The organism is Thalassoglobus sp. JC818, from assembly GCF_040717535.1.
Taxonomy (GTDB): Bacteria; Planctomycetota; Planctomycetia; order Planctomycetales; family Planctomycetaceae; genus Thalassoglobus.
In genome coordinates this window covers 459,781-482,708 of sequence record NZ_JBFEFI010000006.1, presented here as the reverse complement: position 1 = coordinate 482,708, position 22,928 = coordinate 459,781, and the positions used below count along the sequence as shown (strand labels likewise).

Sequence of the window (22,928 nt, the reverse complement as noted above, 5' to 3'; positions counted from 1 at the left end):
GTCAACATTCAATCACCTACCAGTCGCTGGTCGGTACGTTCTCGCCCGGATGTAAATGTTTTTCGTGCACAAAACGAAGTAGTAGCCAATCTCTCCAGTCCAGGTGAACGGATTGACAGTTGTGCCGGTTCGGTGCTCACCGGTCAGCTGATAGGTGGCATCGTACAGGTACGTCACCCGGCTGCCATCGTTCTCGGCGGCGGCAGTCCGGTTGCCTGCCTTGTCGTACTGGTAGTCGAACTTCGAGATGACGCTGTTGTCGCTCTTGAGATTCGCCAGCGTTGTCAACCGACTGGCGGCATCGTAAGTGAACGAGGCACGGGTTCCGTTCGCAAGCTTCTTGACAGTGCGACGACCGGCGGAGTCGTAGGCGTACGTCGTCCGCCCCCCCCCATCCGGATTCACTATCAACGTCCGATTCCCCGGAACATTACATTCGTAGCTGACTGTCTTCTTGGATGCCATGATCAAATTCATCTTACATCAGATGCGACAACCGCTATCGACATACCATTATCCGGCCCACACAGCGGATCTTACTTGCTAAAATGCTGAGCACTACAGTATTCAATCTCTTCCTCGCCACGACGATCGATTTTGCAATATGGTGGGTCTACTCGTTCTGATCCATAGCAGAAGAGAGAGTTATCTGCGCTTCGGGAAAATGCAGCAAAAGGTCTGATCGCAATCCTTTAATCTGTACTGAATCGGCAGAAATGTGAGACACGTTCAGAAGCCGCAAGGCGTTCAACTTTTTGACCTTTACCAAAGTGTCTACTGAAACTGGACAGTTGGAAATCACAAGTTCAGCCAGCTCGGGGTTCGATCGCAGTGCATCAGCGACTGCCCCGTCAGAAATATCTGTATTGTCAACAAAAAGCACTCGGAGTTTGCCTCCTGTTGCCAATTGATGAAGCACCACGTCATCGATGGTGTCTCCTACCAAATACAATGAGACAAGCTGATTAGTGGATGATGCACTCACTGAGAAGTGCGCAGCCTCAAGCGATGGAATGTCGAAAAGACCGAGATGCTTCAAGTGGTGTCCATCAACAATATTGCTGATAGCACGCGCTGTTAGGAGATGTTCGTTTGCCAAGTCAATCGCCATCAGCGTTTCTGGCTCCGCGATAGAAAGAAGTGTTCGGTCCGTCATTTAACAGTTAACACTTGTAAGCTGTTGCAGGAAAGGGGGACCACTAAGAACATCGTGTGGCACTCTACACGTCCTCATCGAAATGGCAGTGATCGAAGAAGTGCCCAATGCCCTGGACACCACGTCACCCGATGCGTTGGACATCTTCACCGCAACAATGGAACCTTCGGATGTGAGAGCAACCGACGGATCCGGCATGTCCTGAAGGTTTAAATCTGCAGTGTCTGAAAGATGGATGAGTTCAAATTGTTTACCCGATGAATCAACGAAATGGTCGATATTCGAAGCATTGGTCGGCAAAACGATCCACACGAAAAGAACTACTACAAGGAGGAAGAAAGGGAACAGCAGCAAGACGGATTGATGATCAGTATTTCTAGGAAATCGACACATTGGATTGAAGTCCTATGAAAGTGTTTCTGTAGGGCGTTGTGCCGGTTTGGTGCTCACCGGCCAGCTGATAGGTAGCATCGCAGAGGTACGTCACCCGGCTGCGGCAGTCCGGTTGCCACCTTGCCGTACTGGTAGTCGAACTTCGAGATGACGCTGTTGTCGCTCTTGAGATTCGCCAGCGTTGTCAACCGACTGTCGGCATCGTAGGCGTACGTCGTCCCCCCCCCCCCCCATCCGGATCGATCATCTGCGAAGCAATATTGATACCAAATCACCCTTATTAGGCTTCCACTGAAAGTTTGCATTTCACAGTTGGACTGGGCGAAATGTCGACCAGATTGCTTCGAACGACTAGGGCTGTTTCACTGGGCGTCCAAAGGCGTGAAATCCAAAAGCATGGTGTTGACATACTGTGCTCCTACTCGGAGCAACCAAGAAACGTGAGCCAAGCCAATAAGTATGACAATTAAGCAAGTCGCAGCGTTCAACACAGATTTACAGCGTTGCGTTGCGAGGTTGCGAACCAGAAGAGCAATAAGAGCAAACTGGATTAAAAAAACGACGCACCACTTCAGCAACTGTGTTGCCAGAGGGGCAATGACAAACCCGTGGTAGTGCCAACCAAACTCTTTAAAACATTGTTGAAGACGTGACTCTCTCAAGAATGAAACGGCATAGTCTACCCCAATTGCAAGTGAAATCATCGCATTGGGATCGAACGTTAACCAATATGCTGTGAACAACACGAGAGCAACCTGACCCAAGGCTGTTAGCGCACAAGATTGCATTTCTAAACCTAAAAAGTGGAGATCACTTTGTCTTGTTGAAAACAGCTCGGCCTCTCTTCGCCTTGTCCTAAGTCTTTGAGTTGCATGTAAAGACTCAATGAGCAGCTTTGGTGAATCAACTGCCTCGCTTCACCCAGGATGACTGACTCTCCTCATCTTGCTTGTAAACGGACGTTCACATAGGCTGTATTGCCAATGCATGATGACTGCCAAGACACGTCAATGCAAAAGCGTTTCAAATATCTCCAAGATCTGCAACGCCTCGACGATGCCGTAACAGATGCGAATCTGCAGTAACCCATCCTGCATGAAAACTTCTCGACCTCTGCAAAGCTCCCTCCAGCCATAAACTTCAATCTCTAAAATGGAAAATTTGGAAAACTTGCGTGTGGGGTGCATGTCCCCTTTACGCAATTGTGTACCGTGGTCTCCACCTTCATGCTGACAAGAGCACATCTGATCGCAAAGATCCTCAATCAGATCTAGGCTGACTCCTTTATTGATCATAGCAGTGTACCGAATTGATCATAGCAGGGTATCGGTCATTTAGAACCTTGCGCTTCTTCGTAGGATTGCAAAACCCAAAACAATCTTGAACAGAATCTTGCATAAGTTCACAAGTGATCGAATCTTGCAGGTCGATTCCAGGTGGAATCTTCCCAGGGTTTGTGGTTTGAGGGACTTGCCTTTTGCAGCACTTGAACGTGTCTTTGTGAAGTCCAAGCGGAAAACGTGCATTGCCTATTTGCGATGTTTTACGATTGCTCGATCGACAGCTAGTCGCTTCGGCATAATTTCCAACATACAGGAGCTTCCCAGTGCAGCCGCAGTTAGTGTGACAGAAGATCATAACGTTGATCAACCCTCTGGGATCTATACTGATGGGAATGGAACTCGAAACATATACATTCGTAGGTCAACGAACCCAAGTGGATCGGCACTTAACTATTTTCCGATTGCAGGTCTATAGACTCTGGCTCGGATGTAGGGGCTTCCTGTGTCTTTGTCGTAGTGGTAGCCTACGTTGCCGGTGGACTGGAAAGGATTTTGGTCGAGCCGTTGAGATAATGAAGGTTTTCCAGCCGTTAAACAGATAAGTATCTGTAACGGACTCGGTATCACTCGACAGTTGCATTGTGCTGACGAGAGCGTTTTGGTGGTAATAGCTAGGAACCCACAAGACACCGTGTTTGGCCTGTTCAGTGCATCAAGAGTGGTCGTGGTGGAAATGTCAGCATTTTCAACCAATGTTCGATTCCTATCAACGAGATCAATTGCCGAATTTTCGCCAGATTTTCACACGTCTTCCGAGAACCTAACTACGATGGCAGCCCAGCGAAAAACTGTCTCTTGTAACCAGGAACCGTGAGCGGCTTCTGGAGTGGAGGTTGGGAACACGGGAATTGATGCGAAATTTTGGAGCAGAAGATGTGTTTGTTGTTTGAGAGCGGCAGCGTGAGTCGATAGGTTCCACCCTGTGTGGAAAATAGCTCCCAAAGCTCTGGTCAGCATTTGTTTGCTCCTGCTCGCGACTCTGACTCTGTTCGTCTCGCCCGGGTGGCGCCATGCGCACGAGGGCGGAGATGAATCACACTCTCACAGCAATGCTCACAGTCATTCCCATTCGCACTCTCATGACCATCCTCACAGTCACAGGCATGTTCATGTCGAGAGCGACGAGTCTGATCCGCAGCCCCGTTGGAACCGCAGCCACGTCCACATTTCATTTTTGGGATTTGACTTAACGCTTCCAGATTTTTGGGGAGTGGGATCAGCCTCTGAAAAACTCTCCTCGAACGAAAGAAGCCAGCCGGGCACTCTTGATGGTGAATTTCTGGAACTCCACTCTCCCTGGAGTTTCGGGCAATTGCTTCGCATTCTGTTTCTTATTCATGCTCCGATTCCTGACCGCTCGCACCTGCGGTCAGACGAAGCTTCCGAGAGGCACTTCGCGAAGACAGATGCCACTAGCGGGAGACTGCCGGATGCTCCCGCAACGCCTCCACCGAAAGTGAGCTGACAGCTCTCGCTGCCAGACTTCAACTTTCATTCTTCAGCGGAACCTGCACGGCCGATTCGGGCGATTGCTTGCATTTGAACCTGCGCTTCGATTGCGCATTCAATGCGACGCAATCCGTTCCGGTCTGTTTGTCTTCACGCTGGTGACTTCATTACTTCTTGCGCTCCGCTAAGAGCGTTTGTTTTCCGGAGATTCTGATGCCATTTGCTCAACGCTTTCGACGAAAACGTCGTGGCTTTACATTGATTGAATTGCTGGTGGTCATCGCCATCATCGCGATTCTAATTGCCCTTCTTCTGCCAGCTGTGCAACAGGCTCGTGAAGCAGCCAGAAGGTCAGCTTGCAAAAATAACCTCAAGCAACTCGTTCTCGCTCTGCACAACTACGAGTCGACGTATGGACTCCTTCCACCCGGCTATCTGCACAAGTTCGATCCCGCCGGTTCGAGCGCTAATCACATGGGATTTGCCTGGGGGCTCATGATTCTCCCACAACTGGAGCAGGCCAATCTGTATCAGCAGTTCGACTTCGATACTCCCGTTTTTGATGTCATTCAGCAGGTTCCACGTGAGCAACATCTGTCAGTCTTTCTCTGTCCGTCTGATCCGTATTCGGACGGCGCGTTTGTTGTCAGAGATGATTCAGTGACACCGATCGAGCAATACGCATCTGCCAGTTATGCGGCCAACTGGGGGCCATCGTCGGAGACTGTGAACCTTGACGATACTCCTTTGCAAAGCCGGGGAGTCTTCTACCGGAACAGTTCGACACGGTTTCGAGACGTTACAGATGGGTTGTCCAACACATTGTTCTTAGGTGAACGAACAAACGGGCCGCTTCCTGGTGCGGCTGCCGGAGGTCATCAAGTTTTTGAGACGGCCTGGTCTGCTGCCGTTCGTGAAATCGCTGACCTGTCAGACGATCATGGTCATATGGTCCTGTTTGAAACGCAGTACCGGCCGAACCAACCCGGAACGGATGACAAAGGCGTTTCTGCACCGCATACCGGAATTGGTCAGTTTGCAATGGGGGATGGTACAGTTCGCGCGATTAGCGAGAACATCGATGCAGACGTCTACAACGCACTCGGCACTCGGTCGGGTGGTGAAGTTGTCGGCGAGTTCTAATTCAGTTCGACGAAGTATTATCCGGTTGGCGAGTGAATCATGGCTCGTCAATCGGTTCTTTGTTGGGTTGCCTGATTTCGTCGAATTTGATTGATTGACATATCGCGACGTGACGATATATTTAAGAGGAGATTGGTGATTGCTGCGAGAGTGCAGGTTCGAAGCGGACGGGCATTGATTGTCATGCCGTTTCCAGAGTTCGGGATGGCCACGATTCGCGTTCTGTGTACCTTTCGAAGGAATTTTCGGTAAGCGTTCGCTCTTTTCTTGTCAACAACATGTCGTCACCTTGCGAAGTGACGATTCGATTTAGTGAGCGCGCGTAAGGGACTTGCAGGGGAGAAGTCTCCGTGACAGGTCAACTCAACTGGGATCATTCAACGAAACAGAGATGGGGAGTAGACGATGTTGCTCAAGTACTTTTACGACAGCGCTTTGGCTCATGCTTCTTATGTGGTCGGTTGTCAACGCGCCCAGGTCGCTGTGGTTGTTGATCCCGGTCGCGACGTCGAACAATATCTCGAAATGGCTGAACGTGAAGGTGTGCGACTCATCGCCGTCGCAGAGACGCATATTCACGCTGACTATGTCTCCGGCGCTCGTGAATTGGCCGATCGAGTCGGTGCAAAGCTCTACGTGTCGGACGAAGGTCCGGAAGAATGGAAGTATCAATTTGCCGATCAGTATGACCACCAACTGCTCAATGATGGGGACTCATTCACAATTGGGAAGATCAAGTTCGACGTGCTTCACACACCAGGGCACACACCTGAAAGTATTTCTTTCATGATCACGGATCAGGGAGGCGGAGCTGACCAGCCAATGGGTATATTCACCGGCGACTTCGTCTTCGTCGGTTCGATCGGTCGTCCAGATTTGCTCGAAGAGGCAGCTGGTCTTGTGAATACAGCTGAGCCTGGGGCACGAGATTTGTTTCATTCAGCGGAGAAGTTTAAACAACTTCCCGACTATCTTCAGGTCTGGCCAGCACACGGTGCAGGCAGCGCTTGCGGGAAAGGATTAGGGGCAATTCCTTCGTCCACTGTCGGATACGAAAAGCTCTTCAACCCAGCTTTGCAGTTCACTGACGAAGAGCGATTCGTGAAGTACATCCTCGCCGATCAGCCAGAGGCTCCTAAGTACTTTGCTGTGATGAAGCGAGTTAATAAGGAAGGGCCTGAGATTATTGGCGACGCAAAGCTCTCTGATCTACTGGCGATCGATGAACTCAGCACTGCACTGGAAGAGGGGACCGTCATTGACCTCACGCCTTCGAAGCAGTTCGGCGAAGGTCATGTTCCTCATAGTATAAACATTCCGACAGCGATGCTCGCAGGCTGGGCGGGCTGGATTGTTGACTACTCGAAACCAGTTTGGTTGATCGCTGATGTGGAGCAGTTACCCGAAGCAATTCGCGTGCTCCGTAAGATTGGTCTCGACGATGTGCGAGGTTATTTCGACGTTGATGATGTTCGGAACGCGGGGATGGCGACAGAAAGGTATCCATCACTCACACCGCAGGAACTAAAGCCACGAATCGAGTCGGGTGAAGTCACGCTTGTCGATGTCCGTTCCGACGAAGAGTGGAAATCGGGTCACATCGCCGGAGCGGAGCACCAATTTCTGGGAAGACTTCCCGACAATCTCGGTGACCTCGACAAAGACAAGCCGATCGTTACTCAATGTCAGACTGGCGGTCGATCCGCGATTGCTGCAAGTCTCCTTCAAGCGAATCAAATCGAAGTGATCAATATGACCGGAGGCTTGAATGCTTGGACGGGCTCCGGAGTCGAAGAAGTCTGAGCTTGAAAGTCGGAATGATTCGGCAGGGAGATCATGGTCAAGAAGATGAAGACAATTGACTGTTGAACTCTCATTGGCGCCAATTATGCCGCGAAGATCGAGCAGTCGAAATTGTTCAGTCACCTATCAAAGAATGACAACTTGCTTCAGTCAGAATCCATCGAAGAACGCAAACACAGCTGGGGCTCACGAGTCCTCACGAGACGTTAGAATGTTTTCCTGCGAACTTGAATGTATGGTTGACCGGCTCTTTCATTTCACACCATCAATGAGAATATCAATGTATCGAACAACGGTGACTTCCCTCATGATTTTGGCGCTCGCTTCCGCAATCCACTCTCAAGCGAATGCGCAGTCATCGGCCACTGCAAGTCCAACAGCGGGGGAAGAATCGTTTCAATACAGCAATCCGAGAATTGCTGACTTCGGCAAGGTCGTGAATCTTCCCGAAGCTGCTCATCAGCCGCGCGAGGGCAGCAAAATTGTGGTCGATATCACCAAGGGCAGCGATCCAGACAAGTTGAACTCCGCCATCGAGAAGGTGTGCCGGTTCGTGAACATTTACGCCGGCGCAGGGAAGAATTCCGCTGATGTTAGAATTGCTGTCGTATTGCACGGCGACGCGACTTTGGCGGTCTTGAACGACGCTGCCTACGCAACTCGCTTCAAAACAAATGGGAATCCGAGTCTAGCTTGTCTGCGGCAATTGAAGGATGCTGGAGTGGACGTCTTCGTTTGCGGTCAGTCACTCATCGGGACGGGAGCCAAACCATCGGAAGTCAGCGACCAAGCGAAAGTCGCAGTCTCCGCGCTGACAGCTTTGGTCAACTTGCAAAAGGATGGCTATGCCTATCTTCCGATGTTGAAGTAACAATGAGCTGAAGAGCTAAAGAACTGCTTTGGGGGGACCACTTCCATATCTGGCCATCTGATGTGGAAGTTCGGACGATGCGATGAATGCTGCTGTGAGTTGACGACCAGTCATCGTTGATTGATAGAATTCACACTCATCAATGCTTCGAAGACGTGATGCGAACGCATCGCGTCTTTGTGAAGCAAGTGTGTCGATCCCGTTCTATTTGATGTGCAACGAACATGTCACTCGATCCGCAGGTTCTCGTCGTCGGTGCTGGTCCAACCGGGTTGTTGCTTACCGCCGAACTCCAGCGTCGTGGAGTCAATTGCCTGATCATTGATGCACATCCGGAACCACTGCATTGGGACCGGGCAACTGTTATTCATCCCCGCTCTCTCGAAGTCTTTGAGTCGCTGGGTATTGTCGACCAGTTTTTACAGCTAGGGGTTAAACAACGCATCGTGCAGATTTCATCTTCTGGCCAGTTTTTGGGAGAACTCGATCTTTCATCGTGTGATAGCAGCTACGGGTTCAACCTCGGAATTTCGGAAGAAGTGACGGAGTCGATTCTGACCAGGTATCTTCAGCAGCAGGGAGGATGCATGCTTCGGTCCGCTCGACTGGTTGAACTTGAGGAAGAGCAACAGAAAGTCGTTGCCACGATTCAACTTGATGACCGACGCGAACGAATTTCTGCGCAGTGGGTCGTCGGGTGCGATGGATTCCGCAGCACAACTCGAGAGCTGGCAGGAATTGAGATAACCGGCCACGATATCGAAGAGCCTTGGGCTGTCTTTGATGCGACCGTGGTCAACTGGCCGAATTCTTCTGAAGGTATCTTTGTTTATCTGGATGAAGTCCCCGTCATCCTGACTGCACTTCCGGATCAGCGATGGCGTGTTTACCTGCGTCCAAATTCACCAGACGCCGATTTGCTTGGTAATGCTTCAACAACTCTGTCGAGATATTTGACGAACGTCAGCTTCGAGGAAGTCTCAAATCCCACCCGCTTTCAGTGTCACACGAAGGTGGCCAAGCAATTCCGGTCCCGTCGAATCTTTCTGGCGGGGGACGCTGCCCACGTCTGTACGCCTGCTCAAGGGCACGGGATGAATTCCGGATTGCAGGGCGCGTTTAACCTTGCTTGGAAATTAGCTCATGTTTGTAACGGTCAATGTACACCGAAAATCTTAGAAAGTTACGAAGCTGAAAGACTCCCGGTTGCGCAAGCCATTACCGCTTCTGGAGACGCAGCGGAGCTGATGCAAAAACCAGCTTCTAGAAGCGAGCGGATCAAACGCGATGAATCTCTGAACGAGATGTTCCATGACCCCAACGCTCAGCGTAATGAAGTCATCGCGGAGACTGAACTCGACATCGACTACAGCGACTCACCAATCGTCATCGGGAAATCTGCCGAAACTCTCGCAGCAGGTCAACGTCTTCCGAACACAGTTAAAATCGTACTGCCTGATGAGGGAAAGCAGCCTGATCGGAGAAAGCAACGACTGCATCAACTCGCTCAGCGGACTGGCCACACCGTTTTCGTCATTGGACGGTCACCAGAGAAGCATGGGCCGATAACTGAACTCGTCGCGGCGATCAATGCAGCAAAGAATTACTCGATCATCGAAGCAGTGTTTCTGGTCACGACTCAGCCCGATCCTCAACAGGCAGACGCCCAAATCACTCCAGCAGGCGCCGACATTCTTGGTGTAAAGGACGTCACGCTCTTGGTGATTCGACCAGATGGTCATATCGGTCTCAGAGCGGATGATGACCACCTTGAATCGCTAAAGCGTTATCAGGCATTGCTGAGCGGTGAGTGAAGGCCTTGCATCTGATCACGCTTTTTCAGCAGCTGTATTTTTCTATCGTCTTCTCTCATATTGTCCAAAGCCAATGCCGACTGGACCCAGGCCACTGCTGCTCGATGAAGATCGCCGTGGTACCTTCTACTGTCTATTCCTCGTCGCTGCAATTTCGGTACTAGATGTTGTCTGGACCTTGTTGGCTCACCAGGCGGGTGCCATCTCAAAACTCAACTCCTTCGGTGCTCGTTTCATCAAGGATCCTCACCATCTGGTAGCATTCAAGTTTCTTCTGTCTCTGCTCGCAGTTGGCATTCTGCGTCTGACACACAGGAGCGAGGTTTCGAAGCGAGGTGCCTAGTGGGCCAGCCTGTTCCGTACGCTGCTTGCAGCTCGGTGGGTTAGTATTACATCTGCTCTGGTTTAAAGGTAATCTAGAATCGCGTTGGGACTTATAGATGGAGACGAACCGATGAATGTTTTCTGGGGGACTTTGATGGCAATCATCGGATTGTTCATGTTGGTCTGCGGTACTCTAAAAAGTGACTTTGTGGTTTACCGACTACTCGTCGCACGTTCACGAATTCTGTGGGGCGAGTCCGTTCATCGCTTCTTCCAAGTCAGCGGGGCGATCATAACCACGCTCGGAATCTTGTGGGCAGCTGGAATCATCTGGTCAGCTGGATGAACAAATGGCTGAGGAAGCTACGGACAACCTAGAATTTCTTCGTCTCGACACTGAATCACTTGTCGGCCGGAAAAACTCCGTTCAGCCCGAATGGGTACGTTGTCACTCCGATCTGATCGAGTAAGGCTCCGTCCTCTCGATACTTGATGGTAATCGAGTGCATCCCGGGATTGAGCTTCGCTGCAGCAAGTTTCGCCCACTCCCAACCATTCGTCCCAAGGCCGTTGACAGCCTGAAAGTCTCCGTCGTCAATTTTGATCCAGAATGAGTCGTCGTCTGGCGAGGGGCAGTTGAGTCTTGCGTGAATGTAATACTTTGCTTCGACTGTTGTTTCGAATGAAATTGTCATCGCAGCGTCGTCACCGTGCGGGGGTACTTGCGGACTATTGAGTCCAAGGTTGACCGTGAGGTACTTCCTAGCGGATGCTTCTGGATCACTGACGATTCTCCAGTCAGCCCCATGTTTCGAGGACTCTGCTTCAAGAGTCAGGGTTTCCGTATGTTCGTCGTCCAGCGACGGAAAAGTTGACTCTCCTTTGGCCCAGCCGTCGTACCAAAACTCGTGCTCGACCGAATCGAAAGGATGTTTGGTGACGTCTGTATTCGTCTCTGATTTGCCCAACAGAAACTTGTCGACAAACGCTTCGACTTCGGGCCGCTGGCTGTCAGGAAGTTGACAGTGAGGGTGACCTGCAACGATTGAAAATCCAAACCGATCTCCGATTCCGAATGTCTTCCACACTTCATGTGCGGCTCGACACGAAACATATCCGGATTCGTCGGCCAACCATTCGTAGTCAGGGTTCCCGAGGATCAAGAGCGCTCGCGGAGCAACCATCGCCATGAGTTCGTGATGGTCATGCGGAAGTCTTTCAACCGCGGCCGAGAATTGAAACATGTCTTCCAGGAACCATTGTCGACTGGTTCTGCCAAGCGTTTCCACGTTGCCGAGAGTTTCCGAAACCCGCCATGCTGCCGCGCCACCGCCACCCGATTCCTGAGCAATGGTGAGTGCAATCCGTTCATCGAGCGCTCCTGCAAATAAAGCCATCTTCCCTGCGAAAGAACAGCCAGTCACGGCGAGCCGTTTTCGGTCGATCGGCAATTCATCCGCAACGAGTTCTAATCCATCAATAATGCGACTAATTCCCCACGGCCAAGCACTGTAAGCTCCGATATGTGTCAGTTCGGGATAAAGTCGATTGATGGGCTCACTCCCTCGCTGTTGTTGATGTGCCATCACCTGATTGAAGTTGAATGAAATCGTGGCGATGCTGCGACTCGTGAAGATGTCAGCCGGCAGGCTTCCGGTGCCACTTCCAAATCCAATTCCGATGACGGCAGGAAACGGACCGTCTCCCTCGGGGAGTAGAACCTTCGCAGTCAGTGTCAGGGACTCACTGCCTTCCGTTGCCCGAACGGTCAGCGTTCCGTTCTCGAAACTCGCTGACAGTTCACTGGGCTTTGGCGGTTTCTGTCCGATTTCGTAATGTTCAATTTCCGCTTTGATCTCAGACCGACGTCGAGCCCAGTCTCGGAATTCTGTCGATCGCCCATTTCCATCGGACCAGGCAAACGGATCCGGAAGAGGTCGGACCGTTGGCAGGTTGTCGAAGTCTGGCAGTACTGTATTCGAGAATTCTGCTCCACCGTGTTCAACGTCGTAAACGAGCGGGATTTCTTGAGCGAAGCAGGTCGCCTGGACAAGTGCGAAAAGAGTGATCGCAGAAATCTTCGAAAACAGTGGATTAGGCATGGGCATGCTTTGTGGCTCCCTTAAAATGCCGTTTTGAATTCATTCGCCGAGATCTGCGAACGTACTGGTGCAGCGTCAATGGGAAGAGGCAGTTTCCTGCCGGATGCAGGCAGGTCAACAGCGTTTACGCTGGAACAGATCTGTCTCACATTAACATTATTGACTTGTGGGCGATCTGATTTCCATGTTGAGCACGCCTCCTGAGCGAATCAACTGCGACTCAAATGGACTCGGTGTATACCCCGATTGCACGCTGGTAAGTCCGTCACACGAATGAGTTGAGAGTGACTGTTGAGTTTGATTACCCAGATGCCATTCGACGGAGCATCTCCGAACTCGATGCACTGTCAACGGTAGAACTCGTCGAGATTGCGACTCCGGAAAGGAACTTGTTCGGAGAATGATGTTCCCTCCAACTCCCCGGTGTTGTCTGCGGTGGGACGCGAATCGTTTTTCTAGCTTCTTGCCATTTTGTTCTGCATCTTGGCTCACCTCTGTGAAGTCGGTCCAGGCGAGATGAATTGGCCAAGACAGATCGTTTTTGCGGCACAATGGAGGACTCTCCGAAAAATAACTCGTCGATTCTCCGACGAAGTCTAGGATCGACAGAAGTAGAGCGGAGGATCCAGATGGAAGTTTTTGAATTGTTCTCGGCCAAATTTTGACGCACATCACACGATTTTGGCACAATGAAATCCAATCCTCGAGATTCTGCGACAACAGTCGGCAAAGTTCGGTTCGCGGAATTGAGATTGTCATGTGCTGACATCGATCATCATACACTAAGGAGGATGCAGTGAAGATCGCGATTATCGGAACTGGCATCTCCGGACTGACGTGCGGCCATCTGCTGAACCCCGAGCATGAGATCACTCTCTACGAAGCAAACGACTACATCGGCGGCCATACCAACACAGTAGATGTTCGATCGGAAGCGGGTACAGTCCATGCTGTCGACACTGGATTCATCGTCTTCAATGACCGAACCTATCCCAACTTCATCGGACTTCTGGACGAACTGGGAGTCGAATCTCGGCCGACGTCGATGGGCTTCAGTGTCGCCTGCGAACAGAGTGGAGTTGAGTACAGCGGGACAAACTTAAAAACTCTCTTCGCTCAGAAGAAGAATCTTCTGCGGTCGTCCCATCTTCGGATGCTTGCGGACATTCTCCGTTTTAATTCTCAAGCTCCGTCGCACCTCGAGATCGTTTCTGAAGACTGTTCGGTTGGTGAGTATCTCAGTCGTTTTCGGTTTTCAAACGCCTTCGCCGACCGATACTTGCTTCCGATGGGGGCTGCCATCTGGTCGTGCCCAATGCAACGGTTTCGAGACTTCCCGATTCGTTTCATTATCGAATTCTACAAGCATCATGGATTATTGAGCCTAAACGACCGTCCGGTTTGGCGAGTGATTCGAGGAGGATCTCGTGAGTACGTCAAGCTCCTCGTACACCCGTTCCGCTCGCGTGTTCGACTCAATTCACCAGTAAGATCGGTTGTGCGTGATACAGATGGAGTGACAATCAAAACAGATTCCGATGAAGAATCGTTCGACGAGGTCATTTTCGCCTGTCACTCCGATCAAGCTCTAAAGATGCTGGCAGATCCATCCTCGCACGAGTCAGAGATTCTCGAAGAGTTTCCCTACAGTAAAAACACCGCGGTCTTGCACACTGATGCTCAAGTCCTTCCGAAGCGAAGATCGACTTGGTCCAGCTGGAACTATCGTATTCGGAGAAATGAGCAACGCCCGAACGTGACATACAACATGAATATCTTGCAGCACATTCATGAACCGGAAACCTACTGTGTCACGCTTAACGACGAGGAACACATTCGCTCAGATTCGCTAATCGGAACATATCAATACAGCCATCCTGTGTTCACTATCCGGCGATCTCAAACTCAACAACGGCATGCGGAGCTGATTCGACGCAACTCGACTTCCTATTGCGGAGCATATTGGGGCAATGGTTTTCATGAAGATGGAGTGACCAGCGCTCTGCGTGTTTGCGCTGCTTTCGGCATTACTCCAACTTGGTCACAGGTAACTCAACCGAATGATCGCGTGGAGCTGTTGACCCGTGCCTGATTCAAACACTGACTCCGATCTGAAAAGCTGTCTGTATCTCGGAAGAGTACAGCATCGTCGAATGCGTCCGTTCGAACATCAGTTCGAGTATCGCCTGTTTATGGTCTATCTCGACTTGCAGGAACTCGATGATGTCTTCGGGAAAAAATGGACTTGGTCAACAAGGCGTGCAGCGATTGCATGGTTTCGGCGAGAAGATCATTTCGGCGACCCAGATGTACCCTTGAATGACTCTGTTGCAAATCTTGTCGATCTGGAACTTGGATACTGCCCGACTGGGCCCATCCGCATGCTGACTCATTTGAGGTATTTCGGGTATGTCATGAATCCCGTCAGCTTTTACTACTGCTTTGCCGCCGAGGAAGATCGTGTCGAAGTCGTTGTGGCCGAAGTCAATAACACTCCATGGGGTGAACAACATTGTTACGTCTTGGATCTTCGTACTTCTTCAGACAGCAGGCTGCTCACGACGGGGCATGACAAAGAGTTTCACGTTTCTCCATTCATGCCAATGGAGATGCAGTACCGTTGGAAACTGTCATTGCCGGATGAATCGCTGTCGGTTTCAATCGAGAATTGGCGGGAAGGAAGTCGGGCATTTTCGGCAACAATGTCGATGCAGCGACAGCCGATGACGTCGAGAAACTTAAATCATGTCCTCTTATCTTATCCTTTCATGACAGGGCGCGTTCTCACGGGAATTTACTGGCAAGCTCTAAAGCTATGGTGGAAGGGGGCAAAATATCACCCGCACCCAAAGAAACAGCTCTCCCACTCAAATTCATTCTGAACAGTTTTTCGAAATCATTCCTTTGAGTTTCTGGCAATTGGCATCATGAGCGACAATCTCACATTACCTCAGGCAGTTCATGTTCGAAGCACTTCGTCGACGCGCGTGTCAAAGTCGTCTTTTGGACAGAAATTGTTGATGAAGTTGTTTTCTCAACTTAAGTATGGTCGCCTGCAAGTTCAGTTGCCGGACGGAACGCGTTTGCAGTTTGGGGAAGAGAGTTCAGACCAACTGGAAGCGAATGTCGAGATTCTGGATGAATCGTGCTTTCAGCAGATTTTACTCGGTGGAAGCTTGAGTGCTGCTGAAGCTTATCTGGAACGACAGTGGACAACGGATGACCTGACTGTTGTCATGCGACTCATGTGTCGTAATTTGACACGCCTCACCGCGATGGATGGAGGTTGGGCTCGCCTCGCACGGTCCTTTGCGGTGTTGAAGCATCGATTCATGAAGAACACGCACATTGGGAGTCGACGAAACATCGCAGCTCATTACGACCTGAGTAATGAATTCTTTCAGTTGTTTCTCGACCCGACGCTTATGTACTCATCAGGTCTGTTCACCAGTCCCCAGATGACGATGCAGGAAGCTTCCGTCGAAAAGCTCGAAAGAATCTGCCGAAAACTCTCCCTGAAGCAATCAGATCATGTCGTCGAAAACGGCACGGGCTGGGGTGGGTTCGCTCTCCATGCAGCCAGCAATTATGGCTGTCGCGTGACGACCACAACGATCTCCGACAAACAGTATGAACTTGCACGTGAGAGGATTGAATCGGCCGGTCTGCAGGATCGTGTGACTTTGCTGCGAGAAGATTACCGCCATCTCACCGGAGTTTATGACAAGCTCGTTTCAATCGAAATGATCGAAGCTGTCGGTCAGGAGTTTCTTCCTGCCTACTTCCAAGCTTGTAACCGTCTCCTCAAACCGGGTGGAACAATGCTCGTGCAAGCGATCACAATGCCTGACTATCGCTATGACGAGTACTCACGCGGCGTAGACTTCATTCAAAAGTATATTTTTCCAGGGGGGCATCTTCCCTCTGTCGGTGCAATGCAGGCATCCGTTGAGAAGACATCGCTGAATCTCGTGGACGCTTTGCAGTTCCCTGAGAGTTACATGCGAACATTACAGTGCTGGAAAGATGAATTCACGCGGAAGTCTGATGCAGTTCGGTCTTTAGGTTTCGACGAGCGATTCCTTCGCATGTGGATGTATTACCTCTGCTATTGCGAAGCAGCTTTTCAGGAACACACGGTGAGCGTGGGACAGTTCGTTTGGGAGAAATCTTGCTTTGCAGACAACTAAACATTGTGCTTGTGCAAGATAAAAGAAGGATGGCAGACTCTAATGTCATATGCAGGAATAACGAAATCTGTACTCTCTGCAGCGGAATATGGTTGGATTTCGGATCAGCTCATCCGCTTGGGGATTCGCTCGCTGCTTTCGAAACGTCTTCAGAAGATGCACTCCTCAGGCAATGAAGATGAGTCCCCACAGACTACCTTTCTTCAAGAGTGTGCAAGTTCACCGATCGCTTTAGCGACTGAGGAGGCCAACGATCAGCATTACGAAGTTCCTGCTGAGTTCTTTCAATACGTGCTCGGGCCTCACCTGAAATACAGTTGTTGTCATTGGGAAGATGGGGCAACTTCACTTCGGCAGGCAGAAGAGTCGGCATTGTCGATAAGCTGTCAACGTGCGGAGTTGAAAGATGGGCATTCAATCCTCGACCTTGGTTGCGGATGGGGTTCGCTTTCGCTGTGGATGGCCGAGCGCTTCCCGAAGTCGCAGGTGACCGCTGTTTCGAACTCGTCGAGCCAAAAACGATTCATCGAATCGCAAGCGAAAGCGCGAGGCTTGGAGAACATTAAAGTGATGACTGAGGACATCAACAACTTCGCTCCCCATGATCGGTTTGACCGTGTTGTCTCAGTTGAGATGTTTGAACATGTACGAAATCACAGAGAGTTGTTTCGACGAATTCATCACTGGTTGAAACCGGACGGGTTATTGTTTGTCCACGTTTTCGCACACAAACAACAATCTTACTTTTTCGAAGATCAAGGTCCGCAAGACTGGATGACTCGGTTCTTCTTTTCCGGAGGGATGATGCCCAGCGAAGACCTGTTTCTGAATTACCAGGACGATCTGAAACTTATGAACAGGTGGAGTTGGAACGGACGAAATTACGAAAAGACCAGCAATGCCTGGCTTCAATCGATGGATGAGAACAAAGGTCACATTCTCTCAATCTTTGATGAGGCTTACGGCAAAGAGCAATCGCGAATCTGGTTCCAGCGATGGAGAATTTTCTTCATGGCCTGTGCGGAACTCTTCGGTTACCGCGATGGGAATGAATGGAAAGTTTGCCACTATCTATTTCGAAACCAGGAGTCGTAAGTCATGCTCGGAGAGACCTTGGTTTGGAACGCTGCTGCCATCGGGATTTTGATGCTGGCGACATGGATCGTGAGTATTCCGTTGCGGAATGTCAGCATTGTTGATTTTGTTTGGGGGATGGGATTTGTCATCGTTGGCTGGATCACGTACGGGCTGTCAGTGTCGACTTATTCGACAACCCAACTGCTCTTGCCCTGCTTAACGACCATTTGGGGAGTGCGACTGACACTCTATTTGGTCTGGCGAAATAGTGGGCAACCGGAAGACAAGCGTTATGTGTCGATGCGAAATTCTCGAGGTGAGTCGTTCTGGTGGCAGAGCCTGTTCACCGTTTTTCTGCTGCAAGGCGTGGTCATGTGGGTGGTGTCTTTACCCCTGCAGGCAGGAATTGCGAATCATCAAGCTGGCTGGACTCTGTTGACGATTGCGGGTTTGATGCTTTGGGGAATTGGATTGTCCTTCGAATCGATTGGCGACTGGCAACTTGCACGCTTTCGTTCCAATCCTGAGAACGAGGGAAAAGTGCTTCAGAGCGGACTGTGGAAGTACACACGCCACCCTAACTACTTCGGAGACTTCTGCGTGTGGTGGGGGATCTATTTAATCGCGATCGCTCATGGGGAGAACTACTGGACTGCCATCGGCCCCATTGTGATGTCGATTTTTCTAATGCAAATCTCAGGTGTTCGACTTCTGGAGAAGTCGTTGAGTCAAGACAAACCCGAGTACGCGGAATACGCACGGCGAACCAATGCATTCTTCCCAGGACCTCAACGGACCTGAATTCAAGAGCCGCGACGAGCCAGTTGTCGCATGATGAACTGAAAGACGAGTCCGCCAGCGATGAGGGCCACTCCCGCAATCCAGATGTATGGCTCGACCCAGAAAGCCAGCGATAAGCAAGAGATGAGACCCAGCCAGGGAATGAACTTCGGGAAGAGTCGTTCTTCAGCAGAGAGCTGAATGGCAGCGAGATTTGTCAGGGCGTAATAGACAAGAACGGTGAACGCGCTGAAGGACCAAGTTGTCTTCACGTCGCCGATCAACGAAAGCAGGGCAATTCCGGTTCCGACGACGGTCACAGCCACGGTTGGAGTCGATTGTGATTGATTCAGGCGTCCCAGAGCATGCGGCAGATCACCACGCCTCCCCATCGCCAGCGCGACGCGTGACAGTCCCAGAATGAGGTTGAGCAGCACGCCGAGCATTGCAGTAACCGCTCCCACGGCAATCACTTTCTCCGCAGTTACCGAATCGAATTCTCGGGCGACAACGACCAGGGGAGCTGCTTTTTCGGTCGTGGCATCTGCGAGAAGCTTCGACCCACTCGATGCGATACCAATCACACCGACTGCTGCGTAAAGCATCGACGTCACAACCAGAGTGATGATCATCGCCCTAGGAATTGTATAGCGAGGATTGACCACTTCCTCACCCAGCGTGGCGATGCGTCCGTAACCTGTATAAGCCACGAACATCAACGCACAGGCTTCGAAAAAGCCGCTGAATGCCCGTCTTAAGTCGTTTGGCTGAAAGAACGGTGAGAGATTTTCTGTTCCGTTCTTCATGGCGGTCGGCATCCCTGCCAAGATGAAATAGGCAAGTGAAGCAAGAGTCAGAGAGACAATGGCGATGTTCGTCCAGTTGGATCGCTTGATCCCGCCGAGCACGAGCAGTGTCATGACGACCACAACCCCAACAGCCACCGGGGCGGTCAATGTCGACGGATCTAGCTCGAACAGATTTAGCGCGTAGCCGGAAAACCCCAAGGCAGCTGTCGCAGCTGATGCACTCTTGGCGCATAAGAACATCCAGCCAGCGGTGAATCCAAGAGCTGGGTTTAGCCAGCGATAGCCGTACTCGTACGTGCCGCCGCTGACTGGGTGATTTGCGGCAAGCTGGGCGCTGCTCAACCCATTGAAAGTGGCGACAAATCCACCGACGATGATTGCCAGAATGACGGACGGACCAGTCACTCCTGCGGCGATGCCGATACTCACGAAAACACCGGTGCCAATGATGGAGCCGAGTCCCATCATCATCGCTCCGACGAGACCAACCTCGCGATTGAGTCTGCTTTGTGCCGACGCGTCAGCCATCAGGTTGCGGTTCCGGAACGCCGATGAACCAGCGAGTAAACACAGGGAACAAGCACCAGCGTCAATAGCGTCGATACGATCATCCCTCCGAGAAGCGCTCGAGCGAGCGGAATCATCGCTTCATTACCTGGTGAGAGTTGAAATGAGAGAGGCAGCATCGAAGCGACCAGCGTCAACGACGTCATCAAAATCGGTCTCAATCGAACCTGTGCGGCTGATAAAGCAGCTTCCCGGGGAGCCAGTCCGTCAGCACGGCGTCGGTTCGCAAATTCGACCAACAGAATCGAGTTGTTCACCACCACGCCAATCATCATCAATGTTCCCATCAGTGACTGGATGTTGATGTACGTGTTGGTCAGATAAAGCACCAGCAGGACGCCCCCCAAACCGAGTGGGACAGCGAGCATGATGATCAAAGGATCGACGAAAGAACGAAACTGGGCCATCAGCACCAGGTAGACGAGAATCCCAGCCACAACGAGTCCGACTCCCAAGAGTTGCATTCCCGATTCCATCGTTTCGACGGGGCCACGGATTGTTGTTGAAACTCCGTTTTCAAATTCCATACCTGCTAAAGCCTGCCGAACTTCGCGAGCCACCGATCCAACATCGCGACCGGAAACGTTGACATGCACATCATTAACACGAGCGATGTTGTAATGAGCAATCTCCCCCGGAATTGTGACTCGTTTAACAGTCGCCACGTTAGAGAGTGGAATTGTGATCGGGCCGTCAGGTGTGTTTAGCGAAAGCGGAATGTTTCGCACGTCGTCTAGTGACTGGAATTCATTGTCTTCGTATTGCACACCCATGAAGAAATCGACTCCCGACTTGGGATCGATCCAGATCGTCGGAGAGTATCCGACACTGGAACCAAGTGCGGTCAGGACAGTTCGTGCGACATCTTCCTGATCGACGCCGAGATATTTCGCTCGTGTGCGGTCGACCTGAACATCGAATTGTGGATAGTCGAGTGACTGTGCGATCTGGACATCTCGAGTACCCGGAATCTGCTTCACGACATTGACAATCCGCTCGGCGGCGTCGCGACATTGGCCCAACGTTCCAGCTGAGACCTGCACGCTGATCGGAACTGGAACTCCTTCGTTAAGGGCCATGTTGACGATGCCACCCGAGACAAACAGGAACTCTTCGAGCGGATACTCTTCGGCCAGACGATCACGAAGCGTGTTGACGTATGTTTGCGTGCTCGTCTGTCGTCCTTCCTGCTTAAGGTTAACAATGATGTAAGCCGTATCCGGTCCGGAATTCGAACTAAGAACTGTCGAGAATCCTGCTCCTTTACCGACCGGAAGTCCAATGTTGGCGATCAACGTTTCAATTTGATCTTCGGGAATAACATCTTTAATTGTATCTTCGATGCGAGCGACAAGCTTCTCTGTTTCATTCAGCTTGTTCCCGGGGAGAGTTTTCAGACGGATCTCAAAGGTGCCTGCGTCTACATCAGGGAACAATTCCGTTCCAATGAGCGGAGCTAGCAGGAATGATGCACCGACGCTGGCGACGATGAGCAGAACGGCGATCGCTGGAGCTTTGAGGATGCCGTTGAGAAAGTGTCCATAGACCCCATGAGGCTTGGCATCGTTTTCATTTGAATCGTTCTCTGAAGTCGGCTCACTTCTAGAACGAACGCGCTCACGCACAAACGTAGCACAGAAAGCTGGGACGACGGTCAAAGCAAGGATGTATGAAGCGCCGATTGTAAACGTCGCTGCGAGGGAAAGCGGCTCGAACAAATACTTAATCATCCCGGTTAAAAAGACTGCCGGCAAAAACACTGCGAGCGTCGTGATTGTTCCAGCGAGAATCGCTCCCGAAACTTCTTCGGTTCCATCGCGGGCAGCATCGAGTGGTGACTTCCCCATTCGTTGATGCCGAATGACGTTCTCGACGACAACGATCCCCGCATCGACCACGGTTCCAATTGCTAAGGCGATTCCGCCAAGGGTCATCACGTTGATGGTCTGACCGGTGAATGCGAAACCGAGACCTCCGATCAAAATTGCCAACAAGATCGTCGACACAATAATCAGTGTTGGCAGGAACCGTCGCAGAAAAATGAAGACGACCACCGCCACCAGAATCGCTCCCAGTCCGACCTGACTGAAGAGATTGGACATCGCGTTGCGAATGTAGTGCGACTGGTCGGAAACGAGGGTGACCTCCGTCGCTTCAGGGATATCGCCACGCTCTTTCATCTTGGGGATTTCAGTGGCAATTCCCTCGTAAATACGATCAACGACAGCGATGGTGTTCTCGCCCGGTTCACGAAGCAGTGGACAATAGACGCTGCGTTTTCCGTTCACTCGAACGATGTTGTACTGCAATGCAGCGTCATCTTTGACGTGACCAACATCGCGAATAAAAATCGGTCGGCCACCGCGAACAGCGACGGGAATCGCTTCGATTTCTTCGGTTGTCGGCAGTGTGTTCTTGGGGTGAATCTGGTAATCGGTCTCGCCAATCTGCGCCGTTCCTGCAGCGAGGACGAGGTTGGACTTCTGCAATGCATCGACAACATCTGTGGCACTGACATGATGTGCCTGAAGTTTGGCTGGATCGACATAGATCATCATCTGTCGAAATTTGCCGCCGAACGGATGCGGAATCTGCACTCCCTTGAGGCCTCCCATTTTGTTTCGAACGGCGTAGTATCCGATGCTATACAACTCGGACTCGCTGAGTCCCTCACCGGAAATGGCAGCTAGAACGACCGGCAGATTCGATGGTTCACTGCGAAGCGTAAAGGGCCACTCAATCCCAGGCGGCAAGTGGAACATGTCGCTCGCTTCAAGGTTGACGATGTCATTCATCGCCGAGCTGGGATCAGCTCCCGGCTGGAAGAAGACCTTGATGACTGTTGCGCCGGGAACGGTGCGCGATTCCTGATGTTCGATCTTACCGGCCAGAGTCAACGCTCGCTCGACACGCGACGCGACTGACTTCTCCATGTCGAGTGTGGGCAAGCCGGGATAAGAGAAGAAGCTGACAACAACCGGCTTCTTGAAATCGGGTAGGATGTCGACCGTGATGCCGGGAATGACCGCAGCTCCCAGCAAACAAAATGCGATCGCTGCAGCGAGAACGGCATAGCGATTCTTGAGTGAGAAATTAATTAAACCCAT

19 protein-coding genes are annotated in these 22,928 nt (G+C 51.2%); 11 read left to right on the top strand and 8 right to left on the bottom strand.

The features are described 5' to 3' along the window. Window positions 1–12 precede the first annotated feature (12 nt). From AB1L42_RS17895 to AB1L42_RS17875, 5 genes are all read right to left on the bottom strand, one after another. On the bottom strand, window positions 13–465 hold the full coding sequence (locus AB1L42_RS17895; protein ID WP_367059055.1) for a hypothetical protein: 453 nt from the start codon (window positions 463–465) through the stop codon (window positions 13–15). Between the two features lie 148 nt (window positions 466–613). Continuing rightward, entirely contained in the window at window positions 614–1,156 is a 543-nt protein-coding gene (locus AB1L42_RS17890; RefSeq protein WP_367059052.1) for a hypothetical protein, read from the bottom strand. A 446-nt stretch (window positions 1,157–1,602) separates the two neighbouring features. Further along, window positions 1,603–1,824, bottom strand: a complete 222-nt coding sequence (locus tag AB1L42_RS17885; RefSeq protein ID WP_367059049.1) for a hypothetical protein — start codon at window positions 1,822–1,824, stop codon at window positions 1,603–1,605. A gap of 87 nt (window positions 1,825–1,911) precedes the next feature. Continuing rightward, entirely contained in the window at window positions 1,912–2,337 is a 426-nt protein-coding gene (locus tag AB1L42_RS17880; RefSeq protein WP_367059046.1) for a hypothetical protein, read from the bottom strand. A gap of 219 nt (window positions 2,338–2,556) precedes the next feature. Continuing rightward, window positions 2,557–2,844 (bottom strand): hypothetical protein, encoded by a 288-nt coding sequence (locus AB1L42_RS17875; RefSeq protein WP_367059043.1) that lies wholly within the window; start codon window positions 2,842–2,844, stop codon window positions 2,557–2,559. Between the two features lie 1,076 nt (window positions 2,845–3,920). Here AB1L42_RS17875 and AB1L42_RS17870 point away from each other — a divergent pair. From AB1L42_RS17870 to AB1L42_RS17845, 6 genes are all read left to right on the top strand, one after another. Then, window positions 3,921–4,082, top strand: coding sequence for a hypothetical protein (locus AB1L42_RS17870; protein WP_367059040.1), 162 nt, complete (start codon window positions 3,921–3,923; stop codon window positions 4,080–4,082). A gap of 472 nt (window positions 4,083–4,554) precedes the next feature. After that, the gene (locus AB1L42_RS17865) at window positions 4,555–5,484 is read left to right on the top strand and encodes a DUF1559 domain-containing protein (RefSeq protein WP_367059037.1); all 930 of its coding nucleotides are present in this window, start codon (window positions 4,555–4,557) and stop codon (window positions 5,482–5,484) included. Window positions 5,485–5,889: 405 nt separating this feature from the next. After that, the gene (locus AB1L42_RS17860; RefSeq protein ID WP_367059034.1) at window positions 5,890–7,287 is read left to right on the top strand and encodes an MBL fold metallo-hydrolase; all 1,398 of its coding nucleotides are present in this window, start codon (window positions 5,890–5,892) and stop codon (window positions 7,285–7,287) included. A 280-nt stretch (window positions 7,288–7,567) separates the two neighbouring features. Continuing rightward, complete coding sequence (locus AB1L42_RS17855; protein WP_367059031.1) at window positions 7,568–8,158, top strand: DsrE family protein; 591 nt, start codon at window positions 7,568–7,570, stop codon at window positions 8,156–8,158. A gap of 224 nt (window positions 8,159–8,382) precedes the next feature. Continuing rightward, window positions 8,383–9,972 (top strand): FAD-dependent monooxygenase, encoded by a 1,590-nt coding sequence (locus tag AB1L42_RS17850; RefSeq protein ID WP_367059028.1) that lies wholly within the window; start codon window positions 8,383–8,385, stop codon window positions 9,970–9,972. A 454-nt stretch (window positions 9,973–10,426) separates the two neighbouring features. After that, window positions 10,427–10,642 (top strand): hypothetical protein, encoded by a 216-nt coding sequence (locus AB1L42_RS17845; protein ID WP_367059025.1) that lies wholly within the window; start codon window positions 10,427–10,429, stop codon window positions 10,640–10,642. Window positions 10,643–10,697: 55 nt separating this feature from the next. Here the strand turns inward: AB1L42_RS17845 and AB1L42_RS17840 are convergent, their stop codons facing one another. Continuing rightward, the gene (locus tag AB1L42_RS17840) at window positions 10,698–12,404 is read right to left on the bottom strand and encodes a hypothetical protein (RefSeq protein ID WP_367059022.1); all 1,707 of its coding nucleotides are present in this window, start codon (window positions 12,402–12,404) and stop codon (window positions 10,698–10,700) included. A gap of 790 nt (window positions 12,405–13,194) precedes the next feature. Here AB1L42_RS17840 and AB1L42_RS17835 point away from each other — a divergent pair. From AB1L42_RS17835 to AB1L42_RS17815, 5 genes are all read left to right on the top strand, one after another. Further along, window positions 13,195–14,490 carry an FAD-dependent oxidoreductase gene (locus AB1L42_RS17835; RefSeq protein ID WP_367059019.1) on the top strand — a complete coding sequence of 432 codons (1,296 nt, stop codon included), beginning with the start codon at window positions 13,195–13,197 and terminating at the stop codon, window positions 14,488–14,490. Further along, complete coding sequence (locus tag AB1L42_RS17830) at window positions 14,483–15,280, top strand: DUF1365 domain-containing protein (protein WP_367059016.1); 798 nt, start codon at window positions 14,483–14,485, stop codon at window positions 15,278–15,280. Before AB1L42_RS17835 ends, AB1L42_RS17830 begins: the two co-directional genes overlap by 8 nt. Before the next feature lie 138 nt (window positions 15,281–15,418). After that, window positions 15,419–16,588 carry a cyclopropane-fatty-acyl-phospholipid synthase family protein gene (locus tag AB1L42_RS17825; protein WP_367059013.1) on the top strand — a complete coding sequence of 390 codons (1,170 nt, stop codon included), beginning with the start codon at window positions 15,419–15,421 and terminating at the stop codon, window positions 16,586–16,588. Between the two features lie 42 nt (window positions 16,589–16,630). Further along, window positions 16,631–17,683, top strand: a complete 1,053-nt coding sequence (locus AB1L42_RS17820; protein ID WP_367059010.1) for a cyclopropane-fatty-acyl-phospholipid synthase family protein — start codon at window positions 16,631–16,633, stop codon at window positions 17,681–17,683. A gap of 3 nt (window positions 17,684–17,686) precedes the next feature. Beyond that, complete coding sequence (locus AB1L42_RS17815) at window positions 17,687–18,466, top strand: DUF1295 domain-containing protein (protein WP_367059007.1); 780 nt, start codon at window positions 17,687–17,689, stop codon at window positions 18,464–18,466. Window positions 18,467–18,468: 2 nt separating this feature from the next. Here AB1L42_RS17815 and AB1L42_RS17810 read toward each other — a convergent pair whose 3' ends face one another. Then, the gene (locus AB1L42_RS17810; protein ID WP_367059004.1) at window positions 18,469–19,782 is read right to left on the bottom strand and encodes an APC family permease; all 1,314 of its coding nucleotides are present in this window, start codon (window positions 19,780–19,782) and stop codon (window positions 18,469–18,471) included. Next, the gene (locus tag AB1L42_RS17805) at window positions 19,782–22,928 is read right to left on the bottom strand and encodes an efflux RND transporter permease subunit (protein ID WP_367059001.1); all 3,147 of its coding nucleotides are present in this window, start codon (window positions 22,926–22,928) and stop codon (window positions 19,782–19,784) included. Before AB1L42_RS17805 ends, AB1L42_RS17810 begins: the two co-directional genes overlap by 1 nt.

Excerpts from the sequence above, each read along its gene's own strand:
- AB1L42_RS17850 (WP_367059028.1), top strand. The coding sequence starts at position 8,383 with ATGTCACTCGATCCGCAGGTTCTCGTCGTCGGTGCTGGTCCAACCGGG.
- AB1L42_RS17895 (WP_367059055.1), bottom strand. The coding sequence starts at position 465 with ATGGCATCCAAGAAGACAGTCAGCTACGAATGTAATGTTCCGGGGAAT.
- AB1L42_RS17805 (WP_367059001.1), bottom strand. The coding sequence starts at position 22,928 with ATGGGTTTAATTAATTTCTCACTCAAGAATCGCTATGCCGTTCTCGCT.
- AB1L42_RS17860 (WP_367059034.1), top strand. The coding sequence starts at position 5,890 with ATGTTGCTCAAGTACTTTTACGACAGCGCTTTGGCTCATGCTTCTTAT.
- AB1L42_RS17840 (WP_367059022.1), bottom strand. The coding sequence starts at position 12,404 with ATGCCCATGCCTAATCCACTGTTTTCGAAGATTTCTGCGATCACTCTT.
- AB1L42_RS17870 (WP_367059040.1), top strand. The coding sequence starts at position 3,921 with ATGAATCACACTCTCACAGCAATGCTCACAGTCATTCCCATTCGCACT.
- AB1L42_RS17880 (WP_367059046.1), bottom strand. The coding sequence starts at position 2,337 with ATGCAATCTTGTGCGCTAACAGCCTTGGGTCAGGTTGCTCTCGTGTTG.
- AB1L42_RS17845 (WP_367059025.1), top strand. The coding sequence starts at position 10,427 with ATGAATGTTTTCTGGGGGACTTTGATGGCAATCATCGGATTGTTCATG.
- AB1L42_RS17865 (WP_367059037.1), top strand. The coding sequence starts at position 4,555 with ATGCCATTTGCTCAACGCTTTCGACGAAAACGTCGTGGCTTTACATTG.
- AB1L42_RS17825 (WP_367059013.1), top strand. The coding sequence starts at position 15,419 with ATGAAGTTGTTTTCTCAACTTAAGTATGGTCGCCTGCAAGTTCAGTTG.
- AB1L42_RS17890 (WP_367059052.1), bottom strand. The coding sequence starts at position 1,156 with ATGACGGACCGAACACTTCTTTCTATCGCGGAGCCAGAAACGCTGATG.
- AB1L42_RS17855 (WP_367059031.1), top strand. The coding sequence starts at position 7,568 with ATGTATCGAACAACGGTGACTTCCCTCATGATTTTGGCGCTCGCTTCC.
- AB1L42_RS17810 (WP_367059004.1), bottom strand. The coding sequence starts at position 19,782 with ATGGCTGACGCGTCGGCACAAAGCAGACTCAATCGCGAGGTTGGTCTC.
- AB1L42_RS17875 (WP_367059043.1), bottom strand. The coding sequence starts at position 2,844 with ATGATCAATAAAGGAGTCAGCCTAGATCTGATTGAGGATCTTTGCGAT.
- AB1L42_RS17815 (WP_367059007.1), top strand. The coding sequence starts at position 17,687 with ATGCTCGGAGAGACCTTGGTTTGGAACGCTGCTGCCATCGGGATTTTG.
- AB1L42_RS17820 (WP_367059010.1), top strand. The coding sequence starts at position 16,631 with ATGTCATATGCAGGAATAACGAAATCTGTACTCTCTGCAGCGGAATAT.